Below are 13,130 nucleotides of genomic sequence, written 5' to 3'. Positions count from 1 at the left end.
TCTTAAATAAGGGCGGGGTGCCCGCGGGCGCGATGAGGGGAGGGCAGGCACGCCCGCCGCAGCTATGAATTTGCGCGGACGCCCGGGCATGGGGTATGCTCGTATCTGTTCGCTTTCGTGAAGCTATGCAAATAGCTAAGCAACAGCCTGGAGGATTCGCCTAGCGGCCTATGGCGCACGCCTGGAACGCGTGTTGGGTTCACGCCCTCGGGGGTTCAAATCCCCCATCCTCCGCTGAAGCCGGTTTCATCGCCCACTTGATGAAACCGGCTTTTTCTTTTTAGCTCTTGCGAGACAGCTTGGTCCAGTTGTACCAGCCGTAGACCGAGTTGGCGATAAAGCCCAGGTACATGGCCATGATGGCCATGTTGCCGCCGCCCTCCACGGTTGACCACAGGTAGATCTGCACGGCGTTCAGTACCAGCCAGCCGACCCACTGCTCGCGGAAGCGGTAGACCATCAATACCTGCGAAATCAGGGCGATGACGGTGGTGAAAGCGTCAACGTAGGGCTGGTTAGAACCCCAACCGTTCAGTAGCACCCCGTAGCCCCACGATGCCGCGGCCAGTAGCGCCAGCACGCCCGCGATAGCGGGCAGGGTCAGGCGGCGGGTCTGCACATCCAGCGGGGTACCCTCGGCGGCACGTGCCAGAGCGGACGCACGGCCCTGCCCACCGGCGTCCGCGCCCCTAGTTCCGGTACCGCTGGTCACCGCGCGGCTACCGGCCAGCTGCCCAGCCCCGTCAAAGGAGGCGCCGCCGAGCTCGTGCTGCTCCTTGGCTGCCCGCATGTTCTTGCGCCACATGTAGAGGCCCCAGAACTGGGTGAGCACGTAGAAAGCGGCGATGGTGATTTCACCGATGAAGTAGGCCTGGTAGGCCAGAATCAGGTAGGGCACGTTCTGCACGATGCCGAAGAAGTAGTTCGATAGGCGCCCCTTGCCCACCAGAATCACGCAGACCATGCCCGCAAAGGCCGTGATGAAGCTCAGCCAGCCCTCAAAGGCCACGGTGCTGACCACGACCTGCAGCAGAATCAGGGCCGGGAAGAATACCTTCTCAAAGGGGGTGTAGCCGGTGAAGAGGTCGGTGTAGGTGGCCTTGGCAAGGCGGGCCAGGGGGTTGGCCGGGGCCTGGCCGGTGGTGGGTGCGCTCATGATGAATCTTTCGGGTGACAGGGGTAGGGGCTAGGGGAGGAGGCGTTCGATAGCGGCCTTGGCCTGCTCGTAGCGCTCGGCGTAGTCGGCGCCGTCGAGAAGCACCAGGCGGTCAAGCAGCCCGGCTGCCTCAACTTCGGCCAGCATGATGCGGGAAATCTCGCTGAGGTAGTCATCGGAATTGTTGGTCTGCGACCGGAAGCCGTCGAGGGTGTAGCCAGAGGCCCCCACCGGCGGGATGAAGAGAATGAGATCCCAGCGGGCCTTGGCAATCAGGGAGTCGGCCAGGGGTAGGAGCTTGGCGTAGTCGGTCTCGCTCAGTTCGCTGGCGGGGTCGGCGGCGCTCATGGCGGCGTAGGCCTTGGTGACCATGGCGTCGGTGTCCATGAGGGTGAGCCCCCGGTTGCCGGGGCTGTCGATGGTTTCGCGGTTGAGGTTGAACTGGCCGGTGAGCACGTTCTGGTAGTCCAGCAGGTCGTAGTCCTCATCGCGGATGTTGGCCTCGACCTGGTAGACCCGCGCGTACTCGTAGGAGTAGGGGGCATTGTAGAGTTTGCCGAGGTCCTCTACCAGGGTGGTTTTTCCGCCTGAGGCAGCCCCCATGACCAGGACGTTGCGGGTAAAGAAACGGCGGAAGGGCGGGGCGATGAGGTCCCAGTGGGCCAGCGGGTTTTCCCGGATGTCCGGTTCGGACGCCGGCAGCTGGCAAGGTGCCAGGCGGGCGGGAAGCTGCCCGTCGGCGTCCTGATACCCTGCCCGAAAGCGGGAGATGTGCTCTTCATCGAGCAGGTAGAGGCGGCGCTCAGCGCCCGCCGCCACGTGGGTAGCCCAGAAGCCGTCCAGGGCGTCATCCCAGGCTTCGGGGCTGGTGAGATCGGTTTCATCGAGGGAATCGACAATGACGAGGGGATCGTTCTTAAAGTGCTCAGACACATAGCGGTAGCGCTTGGTGTGCTTCATGCCTGCCTGCTCACCGGCGTCCTGCTGGGAACCGGCGACAATTACCAGGGTGCCGCCGGGGTTCTCTTTCTTGGCGCGTAGAATCTGGTCGATATGGCCGCGGTGCAGGGGAGCGAAGCTGCCAACCACGAGCCCCACGTGGGAGCCGGTGAGCTGTTTTTTGTAAAGCATGGTGTCCTTGGGCTGGGGCGGGCTGGTAGCCCGCGCATAGCCACGATTAAACACCGCGCGGGCAACCAAAGCAAATAAGGTCAACATGACTTTAAGTAATAGAGTGTCATGAATATGATCGGCGGCACGTTGGGGTGCCGGTGGGGCAATTCTCACCGGGCTTTACTTAGGCCCTGCCCCCCCGCCCGGCGTACAATAGACCGCATGATTTTCAAAGGTGTAGGCGACACGCGCCCTTACCCCGATCACGGGCTTACTCAGCGTACCTGGGGCTCCATTGCCCCCTCACAGGTGCGCCTCGATCGCCTGATCACCACCCAGAAAAACCTCAACCTCGAAACCCTCCTGGCCGAAGACTCCACCTTCTACGGTGACCTCTTCCCGCATGTCGTCCGCTATCGGGGTGAACTCTACCTTGAAGACGGCGTCCACCGCGCCCTGCGTACCGCCCTACAGCGCCGCGCCGTCATGTACGCCCGCGTGCTCGACCTAGATGCCCTAGCCCCCTCGCTGCTGGCCCAGGGCTAGGGGTGCCAGCTACAGCTAGGAAGCAGCTACCAGGTGCACCTCGGGGGTGCCGTCTAGGCGGACGGGGCGCCCGCTCTCATCAAAGCGTGCACCCAGACCCAGCTGAATAAAGCGAATCGTGTTTTCAATATGGCGCTCGCGGGCTGCCCTATCGCTAGCCTCGTCGGTGCGGTCGGCGCTGGATGATAAGGAGCCATGTACCAGCTGAGCCAGCTCACGGATATCATTCTCGGGTAGGTAGCCGCGCTCAATCGCCGCGGAAAGAATGCCTGCCAGAACCATCTGCAGCTCGCGCACGTGATCGCCCAGCTTGGCGAAAGCCTCGGGTGAAAGAACTGACCGCATAGCGGGGCCGGGAGGCATGTGGCGGCGGGAAAGGTCCTCAATCTGCAGGCGCACGTAGACAGCCAGCTGGTCGATGGGGTTCTCAATCCCGGCCAGAGCCTCGCGCAGCTCGGTGAGAAAGCGCTCGGTCTCGTCGAGGGCATAGGCAATGAGCAGTTCGCCCATGTCGGCAAAGTAGTTGTAGACCGCGGTGCGGCCGATGCCGGCGGTCTTGGCCACGTGGGTCATGGTGAGGCCGGGTAGACCGCGCTCATAGAGCAGACGGCCGAAGGAATCGAGAATAGCGCGCTTGGTGTTCTCGCGCTGGGCAGCATTGGTGGCGGCGGTAATTCGAGGCATAATGACACCTTACCGCTATCTGTCACTAAAACCTATTTTTCACGACAGAACCCAGCAAACTGTCAGCAAAACCTGCCACTGGTCCACCGGTGCGGACGCCACTGCGCCCCACCCCACACCCGGCGGCTCGTGCGACGCCGCCCAAAAATCGGTAAGCTAGTGGGCGCCCAGGTGGCAGGTGGGCACCTTTCAAACCGATACTCAACCCAGGGGATAACTGTGTCTACACCCACCAGCAGCTCACCGGCGTCCGCTCATCACACCACCGCCGATACCGGCTTTGCCCGCCCCACCCGCACCTACTACGACCTGCTTCTGGCAGCTACCTGCGTGGTCTTCATCCTCTCCAACATTGGGGCAACTAAAGGTGTGACCTTCGGGTCAATCATCACCGACGGCGGTTTCTTCCTCTTCCCCCTGGCCTACGTGCTGGGCGACGTGATCAGCGAAATTTACGGCTTTAAACTAGCCCGCCGTGCCATTATCACCAGCTTCGTTGCCGCAGCTGCTGCCGCCGCTAGCTTCTGGGTGCTCATCGCCCTGCCCGCCGCCGACTTCTACGAGGGGCAGGCCGCCCTTGAAACCGTACTGGGCCCCGTGCCCCAGATTCTTGCGGGCTCCCTGCTGGGCTTCCTGGCGGGCCAGCTACTGAACTCCTGGGTGCTGGTGAAGCTCAAGGCAGCAACCGGCGGCCGCCACCTCTGGGGCCGACTCATGGGCTCAACCCTGGTCGGCGAACTGGCTGACACCGTCATCTTCTGCTCCATCGCCGCTCCCATTATTGGAATTACAAGTTTCGGCGACTTCCTCAACTACGTCATCGTGGGCTACGTGTACAAGTGCGCCGTAGAGCTACTCCTGCTGCCCGTCACCTACCCCGTCATCGGCTGGTTCAAGCGCAAGGAACCCACCTACAGCCCCGCCCGGTAGGGTAAGTGCCCACCAGACTCGCGCGGCGTCCACTCGCGGCCTAAGCGCTGCGAGAGTCTTGTGGGCACTCAGGTGGGGGGCGGACGCTCGCCGCCACGGACGTCCGCCCGCCGCGCACTGCCCGCCAAGTGCCCTGCACCTGCCGCCAAGAGGGTGATGTGTCTCTCACTGCATAATGGTGAGCGCTGAAGACCGGTTTTCCCTCAGAAAACCTGTGTAAACTTTCGGTTCATTGCATACACCACACTCTCTTGAAAGGGAGGGCACCCGTGGCATCAACCACCACCGGCCAGCAGGAGGGCGGCAACCTCAGCCGCGCCCTCTCCCACGGCCAGCTCACCATGATTGCCCTCGGCCTCGCCGTGGGCACCGGCCTCTTTTTGGGCTCCGGTGCAGCTATCTCTATCGCGGGCCCGGCCGTCATCGTCTCCTACGCCATCGGCTCACTGATTGCCGCTATTATCGGCGCCTGCGCCGGTGAAATGGCCGTGCGCTACCCCGTACGCGGCGGCTTTGGCACCATCGCCGGTAAGTTCCTCAGCCCCTACGCGGGCTACCTGACCCGCTGGGCCTACTGGATGACCACCGTAACCCTGGCCGGTGCCGAGGTCGTAGCCGTTGGCGCCTACATGGCCTACTGGTACCCCAATGTCCCTCTCTGGATTTGGGTGCTCATCGCGGGCGGTGCGATTTTCGTGCTCAACCTGACCAGCGTCAAGTCCTTCGGTGTGGTGGAATTCTTCCTGTCCTCGATCAAGGTGAGCGCGGTCGTCCTCTTCATCATCTTCGGTCTGGCCCTGGTCTTCTTCGGTCTGCCCGGCCAGGATGCCACCGGCGTCTCCAACCTCACCGCCCACGGCGGCTTCATGCCCAACGGCCTTTCCTCCATCTGGATCGCCCTGGCCGTGGTCATGTTCTCCTTCGGCGGTATCGAGCTGATCTCCATTTCAGCTGCAGAAGCCAAGGACCCGGTCCGCTCCGTGCGCTCCTCGGCTAAGGCTATGATGTGGCGCCTGGCAACCTTCTACGTGCTCTCCCTCTTCATCGTGGTTGCCATCATCCCCTGGACGAGCGCCGCCGCCCTGGGCAAGGACATCGAAGGTTCCCCCTTCGTTATGGTCTTCACCGAACTGGGTATTCCCTACATCGGTGGTATCACCAACTTCATCCTGATGACCGCAGCCCTCTCCGGCGCTAACGCCGCCCTCTACGCCGCCACCCGCCTGCTGCACGCCCTGGGCCACGAGGGTATGGCACCCAAGGTGCTCTCCCGCACCAGTTCCTCGGGCATCCCCGCCCTGGCCCTGACCGTCTCGTCCTTGGGAGCTGTGGTCGCCATGATTATGGCAATCTCGGGCGTCGGCGGAATCTTCGGCTACATGATGGCCCTGGTGACCGTCTGCGTGCTGGTGGTCTGGTCCATGATCCTGCTGTCTTACATGGCCTACAAGAAGGTCGAAGGCGACGCCTCCCCCTTCCGCGTCTTCGGCGGCTCCGCCACCGCAGCGGTCGGCCTGACCGGCGTGATTGCAACCTTCATCGCCATGTTCTTCGCCGGCGGTTCGATGATTCCCTCCGTCTTGGTGGGTCTAGGCTTTTTCGGCCTGATCACCGTCATCTACTTCGCCGGTGTCAACAAGAACAGCAGTACCTCAGACGACGCCTTTGAAGAGGTCCGCACCCTCACCACCCAGGTGCCCGTCGTCGACGGCACCAAACAGCGCTAAAATCAGTAGCAGGTCTACACAAGGACGCCGGTAGCCCACTCCCCGCCACCAGGCAGGGGAGCTGCGCACCGGCGTCCGCGCATTAACACCGCTACCGCACACGACGTTTTCTCACAGTAAGGCTTACCGTGGCACACACACCTTCGCAGGGGCAGGCCCAGGCGACCACCCTCAAACGCTCACTCACGCACGGGCAGATGACCATGATTGTGCTGGGCTCGGCCCTGGGTACCGGCCTCTTTTTGGGCTCCTCGGGCGCTATTGCCCTGGCGGGCCCGGCCGTCATTCTGGCCTACGCTATCGGCTCCCTGGTCGCCGCCATTATTGCCGCTTCTACCGGTGAAATGGCCGTTCGCTACCCGGTGCGCGGTGGCTTCGGCTCCATCGCTGGCCGCTATCTGGGCCCCTACGCCGGCTACCTGACCCGCTGGGCCTACTGGACCGTCACCGCCATTATCACCGGTATTGAGCTGGTAGCGGTTGCCACCTACCTGCAGTACTGGTGGCCCTCCCTGCCCCTGTGGGTGGGCATCGTGCTCTTTGGTGCTGTAATCGTGCTGCTGAACATCCGCTCGGTCAAGTACTTTGGCACCATGGAGTTCTTCCTGTCCTCCATCAAGGTCATCGCCCTGCTGCTCTTCGTACTGGTGGGCCTGGCCCTGGTTTTCGTGGGCTTCCCCGGTCACGAGGCCACCGGCATCACCAACCTGACCAACGACGGCGGCTTCATGCCTACCGGCTTCCACGGGGTCTGGCTCTCGCTCGCGGTGGTCATGTTCTCCTTCGGCGGTATCGAAATGCTCTCCATTTCCGCGGCCGAAGCGAAGGACCCGGTGCGCTCAGTGCGAGCCTCAACTAAGGCGAATATGTGGCGCCTGGCTACTATCTATGTGGTCGCCCTCTTTATCGTGGTATCGATTATTCCCTGGCAGTCAGCCGCTCAGCTCGACGGCTCCGTTGAAGCCTCACCCTTTGTGCTAGTCTTCTCGGAAGTCGGTGTTCCGGCCATCGCCTCTATCACCAACTTCATTATTCTGGTTGCCGCCCTGTCTGCCGCCAACGCCAACCTCTACGCGGGCACCCGCTTGCTGCACTCCCTGGCGAGCGAGAAGATGGCACCTGCGCCCCTGGCCCGCGTCAGCAGTGGCGGTATTCCCGTTCTGGCCATGTGGGCTTCAACCTCGGGCGTGGTGCTGGCGATTCTGCTGGCCCTCTTCCTGCCCGGCCAGGCCTTTGGTCTGATGATGACCCTGACCATGGTCTGCGCCCTCACTGTATGGGTTCTGATTCTGCTGGCCTACATCGCCTTTAAGGGAGTTGAGGGTAACTCTTCGGACTTCCGCATGTGGGGCGGGCGAATCACCGCTGGCCTGGGTATCTTCCTGCTGCTGGCCATCTGGGCGGCTCTCTTCGCTCGCACCGGCAACGCTGCTCCGGCCACCATGGGCATCGCCTACTTCCTGATTCTGACCATGATTTACTTCGGCGTGGTCAAGCGCGTGCACACCGGGCACGAGGACGCCTTCGCCGAGGCGGACGCCGCCGTGGCAGCCCACAGCGGCAATAGGGGCTAGGTATGGGTGCAGTCTATGAAGTTGAGGTTCCCCTGCGCTGGGGCGACATGGACGCCTACGGCCACGTCAACAACGTGACCATGATGCAGGTGCTCGAAGAAGCCCGCGTGGCCCTCTTCGGGCCGCCGCCCTCGTCCGGTGAACCTGCCCCGCTGGTAGGAGAGGCTGCCGGGGGAAAGCCGGGGCGGGCGTCCGCTCAACTGCCCCTCTTCGAGACTCTGCCTGCCGGCACCCAGGCCCTGGTCGCTGAAAACCACGTCAAGTACCGCAGTCCCCTGGCCTACCGCGGGCTGCCGGTGCGGGTGCAGATGCAGGTCAGCAAGGTTACGGCAGCCTCGCTGGTGGTTGCCTACGAGCTGTATGACCCGGTAACCGGCGTCCACTGCGTTTCAGCCAGCACCACCTTGGCCTTCTTTAACGTTGAGACCGGCTCCCTGGTGCGCCTGAGCTCCGAACAGCGGGAGCAGCAGGCAGCCTAGATTGTAGATGCCCTTTAAAAAGTGCACGTGCCCTCCACTTTTGGCAGGGCACGTGCACTTTTTATACGGCGCTTAGGCTTTTAGGCTTTTAGGCTGCGAGGATGCGGTTGAGCTTGTTGAAAGAGGACTTCCAGCCGGCCACCGACATTTCGTGCATGGCCGGGTCGAGAGGGCCCTGGGTGATGGTGACGCGGGTGGTGTTCTCGTCAATCTTCTCGAAGGCGGTGCGGTTGAGGAAGTAGGAGCCGGCTTCCATGCCGTGGGCTTCAGCCAGTTCCTCACCAATAGCCTCGTAGCCCTCAATCAGCTCACCGGGCACCAGCTTGTGGAAGGTGCCGTTGACGGGGGAGGTGAATTCGGGGTTCTCTTCGCTGACCATGACGAACTTCTGGGCGCCGCCCTCACGCACGTCAATCTCAACGGTGTCGAGGGGAACGGTGAAGCCCTCGGGGCCGAACCACTGGGGCATCAGTTCTGCTGAGGTGAAAGCCTCGTAGAGGGCCTCGGGGGTGGCCTCAAAGTCGTGGGTAAAGGTCAGGACCTTTTCAGGGGCAATGGTGCCAAAATCAAAGTTCATGGATTCTCCTTGTTGGGTAGCTACCGCTTAAAAAGTGCATATGCCCTGTGAAAAGTGACAGGCATATGCACTTTTGTGGGGGTGTAGAGGACGAGGGCGCTTAGCGTGCGAGTAGCTTGGCCAGCTTGCCGAAGGAGCCCTGCCAGGAAGCTAGAGTCTGCTCGTGCACACCGGCGGGCAGGGGGCCCTGGGTGAGCTTAAGGATGGTGCCCTCACCGACGCCGTCCTCGGTCACCGCGGTGCCCGCCTCGAACTCAAGACGCAGGCCAATCAGGGTGTCTGAGGGCTGGCCGGACGGGGTGGGCAGGGCCTCCCGGTACTCGATGGTGTGGGGCTCGGCCAGGGTTACAAAGCGCATGTACATGGGGGCCTGGAACTTAGCCTGGTCCTTGTGGCGCATCACGAACTGCTTGCGGCCGCCAATGACCGGCTCCAGGGTCAGGGTGTTGGGAATAATCTTCCAATCGGCAGGGCCAAACCACTTGATAAAAAGTGTGGGGTTGGTGAAAGCCTCAAAGACCTGCTGCGGGGTTGCCGCGAACTCGTGGCGGTAGGTGAGGGTTTCCTCGGGCTTGAGGTCGTCAATCTTAAAGTCGTTCATGCTCTACTTTTCGTCGCTGGTGGGCTTGGCAGTGTCGGTCTGGTTGCTCTCGGGCTGGTTGCTCTCAGGCTGCGCGGACGCGTCCGCCCCGGCGTCCTGCCCCTGGGCTGCCTTCTCGGCTGCCCGGCGGGCCTCGGCCTCAGCCTTTGCCTTCATATTGGCCTCCCAGCGGGCCTGGGCAGCAGCTGCCCGCTCGGCGTCCTTGGCGGCCTTACGGGCAGCAGCTTCTTCCTGGGCCCTTTGCTGGGCAACCTTCTTGGCGTAGTACTTACCCAAGAACTCATCGCGGTAGTCGAAATATTCCCCGGAGTCGATGGCCGCGCGGGCGTCGTCCACCATCTTCACAATAAAACGCTCATTGTGAATCGAGGCCAGGGTCGCTGAGAGGCGCTCGTCGGCCTTGAAAAGGTGGTGCAGGTAGGCGCGGGTGTAGTGGGTACAGGTGTAGCAGTCGCAGCCCTCGAAGATGGGGGAGAAGTCGGTGCGGTAGCGGGCGTTAGTCAGGTTGAAGCGGCCATCGGGGGTGTAAACAGCCGCGTTGCGGGCCACGCGGGTGGGGGAGACACAGTCGAAAGTATCGACGCCGTTTTCAATGCCGGTGAAGATGTCATCGGGCTCCGAAATGCCCAGCAGGTGGCGGGGCTTGTTCTCGGGCAGCTCCTCGTTGCACCAGCGCACGATGGTGCCCAGGTTTTCTTTTTCGAGTGCTCCGCCCAGGCCAAAGCCGTCAAAGGGCATGGAGCCGAGGTCGCGGCAGGCCTTGCGGCGCAGGTCCTCGTACTGAGCCCCCTGAATCACACCAAAAAGGGCTTGGTAGGGCTTGCCCACCCGCTCAGCGGTCAGGCGCTGGTGCTCAGCAATACAGCGCAGGGCCCACAGGCGGGTACGCTCCAGCGCCTCTTCCTGGTAGGCGCGGGAGTTATAGAGGGTGGTCAGCTCATCAAAGGCAAACATGATGTCAGCGCCAATCTGGTGCTGCACCTGCATAGATACCTCGGGGGTGAAACGGTGAATATCGCCGTTGATGTGGGACTTAAAGTTGACCCCGTCATCGTCCACGTGGGCCATGCGTTCCTTGCCCGCCGCCACGTCGTCGTCGCCGATGGGGCGGCCGTCCGCACCGGTAGCCCCGGCCACGGTGCCCATGTCGATGACCTTCTTGAAGCCGGAGCCCAGGCTCATCACCTGGAAGCCCCCGGAGTCGGTGAAGGTGGGGCCGTCCCAGTTCATGAACTTACCCAGCCCGCCTGCGGCGTCGAGGACGTCCGGCCCCGGCTGCAGGTAGAGGTGGTAGGCGTTGGCTAGCAGGGCCTGGGCGCCCAGGTCTTTCATGGCCTCGGGCAGTACGGCCTTGACGGTTGCCTTGGTGCCCACCGGGGTGAAGGCGGGGGTGGCAATGTCGCCGTGGGGGGTGTGAATGACGCCGGTGCGGCCCTGGAAGGCGCCGCCGTTGGCGTCCACCTGCTTGCCGGTGGGCTGGGCGGTATCGGTCAGACGGTTGCCCAGTTCAAAAGAAAAAGTGGGATCAGAAAATTTGGTATTGAGCACGGGAACAAGTCTACCGGGTGAGTGGGGAAGGGCTAGAGCCTGCCGGTGAGACGGCCGTGCAGTTCGCCGGAGATAGCGCCTAAGCCTACAATCTCCACCTGCTTGCCCAGCTTCTCGTATTTGGTGGTAATGGCATCGAGGGCTGATACGGTCGAAGCGTCCCACAGGTGGGCGCCGGATAGGTCGATGCGAACCGTCCCTGGGTCAGCTGTATAGTCAAAGAGGGTGTAGAGGTCGTTTGACGAGGCAAAGAAGAGCTGACCCGATACGGTGTACACGGCTACCTGCCCCTCAGCACCTTCAAGAGAACGTTCTACCGTCACGAATCGGGCAACGCGGCGGGCAAAGAAGGCACAGGCTGCCAGGATGCCTGCCCCGACGCCCAGGGCCAGGTTGTGGGTGAGCAGGGTTAGGGCCACGGTAATCACCATGACCAGGGTTTCAGCCTTGGGCAGGGCGCGTAGGGTTGCAGGTTGCACCGAATGCCAGTCAAAGGTCGTCAGGGCAACATAGACCATAATCGCAACCAGGGCGGCCATTGGAATCATAGCCACGATATCCCCAAGAACCAGCGAGAGCACCAGAATAAAGAAGCCCGAGAAGAAGGTTGATATGCGGGTGCGGGCCCGGGCCCCGTTGACGTTAATCATGGTCTGCCCGATCATGGCGCAACCACCCATACCACTGAAGAAACCGGTGGCGAGGTTAGCTACGCCCAGGCCCCAGGACTCACGGGTTTTGTTGGAGTGGGTATCGGTGATGTCGTCCACGAGTTTGGCCGTCATGAGCGATTCCACTAGCCCTACGAAGGCGATACCCAGGGCGTAGGGGGTGATAATCGCGAGGGTCTCGCCGGTCAGGGGAACCTCGGGGAAGATCAGGGAAGGCAAGGACGAGGGCAGCTGGCCGTAATCGCCAACGGTGGGCACCTGGGCCCCGGCTGCTAGGGCAAAGCCGGTGAGCAGGACGATAACAATCAGCGGGGCGGGGATATTCTGGGAGAGCCGGGGCAGCCCGAAGATTAGGAGCAGGCCCACCGCCACCATGGGGTAGACCAGCCAGGGCACCCCGATGAGCTGGGGGAGCTGGGATGAGAAAATCAGGATGGCGAGGGCATTGACGAAGCCCACCATGACCTGGCGCGGGATAAACCGCATGAGCTTAGCAACGCCGACGGCAGCAAAGAGGATTTGTAAAAGACCCGCCAGAAGAACCGTGGCGATTAGGTAGTCCAGGCCGTGACTGGCGACCAGGGGCGCTATGACGATTGCTGTTGAACCTGCCGCGCCAGAGATCATGGCGGGCCGTCCGCCGGTGAAGGCTATGACCATGGCCAGCACCACCGAAGTAAAGAGACCCACCTGGGGGTCGACACCTGCCACCACGGCAAAGGCGAGGGCCTCTGGGATCAGGGCAAGGGAGGTTACGAGACCGGCGAGTACCTCGATGAAGAGCAGCTTGGGGGAGCGCAAGGTGTGCAGCACTGACTGGCGCTCCTGGGGGCTGAGCGGTGCGGTCTGGTGGGCTGTGGGTGAGGACGCGGTCATTCGGCTTCTTCTCTTGCGGTGGCTAGGTGCCTGACACACTTTACCCGCCCCGCTGCGTCCTGTCTTTAGGGAAGCTAGTTAGCCGTATCGCTCCGTGCTGAGGGTAAGCGAAAGCTTCATAGGTATGCAGGAAGCACATACCTATGAAGCTTTCGGCGACATTTGGTGCGAGTGTGGGGTGCGAGCTTAGTCGTCAGAGACGGTGACGGTCACGGGGATGTTGCCGCGGGTGGCGTTGGAGTAGGGGCAGACCTGGTGAGCTGCGTCGGCCAGTGCCTGGGCCTCGTCCTGGGGAAGTTCAGGAATGACGACCTCAAGCTCAACAGCCAGGCCAAAGCCCTCACCCTGCTTGCCGATAGACACCTTAGCCCCTACGGAGGAGCCCTCGATGTTCTTCTTCTGCATGCGGGCAACCATCTGCAGGGCGGAGTGGAAGCAGGCTGCGTAGCCGGAGGCAAAGAGCTGCTCGGGGTTCAGGCCCTTGCCGGAGCCGCCCATCTCAACGGGAATGGCGAGATCGGCGTCAAAAGCGCCGTCAACGGTGCGGACGTGGCCGTTGCGGCCTTCGCCGGTTGCTAGGGCTTCGGTGGTGTAGAGGGGTTCCATGGGGTTTCCTTTCATGAGGTTTTAATTAGATTGTACACAATC

At 62.3% G+C, this 13,130-nt stretch carries 12 protein-coding genes, 1 tRNA gene and 1 pseudogene; 6 read left to right on the top strand and 8 right to left on the bottom strand.

Going from position 1 to position 13,130, the window contains the following annotated elements:
* The first annotated feature begins 149 nt into the window (after positions 1-149).
* Positions 150-234: transfer RNA gene (locus tag ACED88_RS07090), tRNA-Ser, on the top strand.
* A 46-nt stretch (positions 235-280) separates the two neighbouring features.
* Here the strand turns inward: ACED88_RS07090 and pnuC are convergent.
* Positions 281-1,156, bottom strand: a complete 876-nt coding sequence (gene pnuC, locus ACED88_RS07085) for a nicotinamide riboside transporter PnuC (RefSeq protein WP_449109167.1) — start codon at positions 1,154-1,156, stop codon at positions 281-283.
* Between the two features lie 30 nt (positions 1,157-1,186).
* Positions 1,187-2,374 carry an AAA family ATPase gene (locus ACED88_RS07080; protein WP_449109166.1) on the bottom strand — a complete coding sequence of 396 codons (1,188 nt, stop codon included), beginning with the start codon at positions 2,372-2,374 and terminating at the stop codon, positions 1,187-1,189.
* 117 nt (positions 2,375-2,491) lie between these two features.
* On the opposite strand from ACED88_RS07080, the gene ACED88_RS07075 reads away from it, so the two are divergent.
* Positions 2,492-2,815: a type II toxin-antitoxin system VapB family antitoxin gene (locus ACED88_RS07075; protein ID WP_237207049.1), complete on the top strand. Its 324-nt coding sequence runs from the start codon at positions 2,492-2,494 to the stop codon at positions 2,813-2,815.
* Positions 2,816-2,830: 15 nt separating this feature from the next.
* Here the strand turns inward: ACED88_RS07075 and ACED88_RS07070 are convergent, their stop codons facing one another.
* On the bottom strand, positions 2,831-3,499 hold the full coding sequence (locus ACED88_RS07070) for a TetR/AcrR family transcriptional regulator (protein WP_449109165.1): 669 nt from the start codon (positions 3,497-3,499) through the stop codon (positions 2,831-2,833).
* 219 nt (positions 3,500-3,718) lie between these two features.
* Between ACED88_RS07070 and ACED88_RS07065 the strand changes: the two genes are divergently transcribed.
* From ACED88_RS07065 to ACED88_RS07050, 4 genes are all read left to right on the top strand, one after another.
* Positions 3,719-4,429, top strand: coding sequence for a queuosine precursor transporter (locus tag ACED88_RS07065; protein WP_449109164.1), 711 nt, complete (start codon positions 3,719-3,721; stop codon positions 4,427-4,429).
* 269 nt (positions 4,430-4,698) lie between these two features.
* Positions 4,699-6,156, top strand: a complete 1,458-nt coding sequence (locus ACED88_RS07060) for an amino acid permease (protein WP_449109163.1) — start codon at positions 4,699-4,701, stop codon at positions 6,154-6,156.
* A 128-nt stretch (positions 6,157-6,284) separates the two neighbouring features.
* Complete coding sequence (locus ACED88_RS07055) at positions 6,285-7,730, top strand: amino acid permease (protein WP_449109162.1); 1,446 nt, start codon at positions 6,285-6,287, stop codon at positions 7,728-7,730.
* Between the two features lie 2 nt (positions 7,731-7,732).
* Positions 7,733-8,209, top strand: coding sequence for an acyl-CoA thioesterase (locus ACED88_RS07050; protein ID WP_449109161.1), 477 nt, complete (start codon positions 7,733-7,735; stop codon positions 8,207-8,209).
* 88 nt (positions 8,210-8,297) lie between these two features.
* Here ACED88_RS07050 and ACED88_RS07045 read toward each other — a convergent pair whose 3' ends face one another.
* The 5 genes and pseudogenes from ACED88_RS07045 to ACED88_RS07025 all read right to left on the bottom strand — a co-directional run bounded on the left by ACED88_RS07045 (position 8,298) and on the right by ACED88_RS07025 (position 13,088).
* The gene (locus ACED88_RS07045) at positions 8,298-8,786 is read right to left on the bottom strand and encodes an SRPBCC family protein (protein ID WP_449109160.1); all 489 of its coding nucleotides are present in this window, start codon (positions 8,784-8,786) and stop codon (positions 8,298-8,300) included.
* Between the two features lie 100 nt (positions 8,787-8,886).
* Positions 8,887-9,387, bottom strand: coding sequence for an SRPBCC family protein (locus tag ACED88_RS07040; protein WP_449109159.1), 501 nt, complete (start codon positions 9,385-9,387; stop codon positions 8,887-8,889).
* Between the two features lie 252 nt (positions 9,388-9,639).
* Positions 9,640-10,935: pseudogene (gene tgt, locus ACED88_RS07035) on the bottom strand (tRNA guanosine(34) transglycosylase Tgt); the annotation flags it as partial.
* A gap of 32 nt (positions 10,936-10,967) precedes the next feature.
* A complete protein-coding gene (locus ACED88_RS07030) occupies positions 10,968-12,482 on the bottom strand; it encodes a SulP family inorganic anion transporter (protein WP_449109158.1) in 1,515 nt (504 codons plus the stop codon).
* 186 nt (positions 12,483-12,668) lie between these two features.
* Positions 12,669-13,088: an organic hydroperoxide resistance protein gene (locus tag ACED88_RS07025; RefSeq protein WP_237186960.1), complete on the bottom strand. Its 420-nt coding sequence runs from the start codon at positions 13,086-13,088 to the stop codon at positions 12,669-12,671.
* Between the last annotated feature and the right edge of the window lie 42 nt (positions 13,089-13,130).

The organism is Rothia sp. 11273D007AR (assembly GCF_053547255.1).
This window is presented reverse-complemented; position numbering and strand designations above follow the sequence as displayed.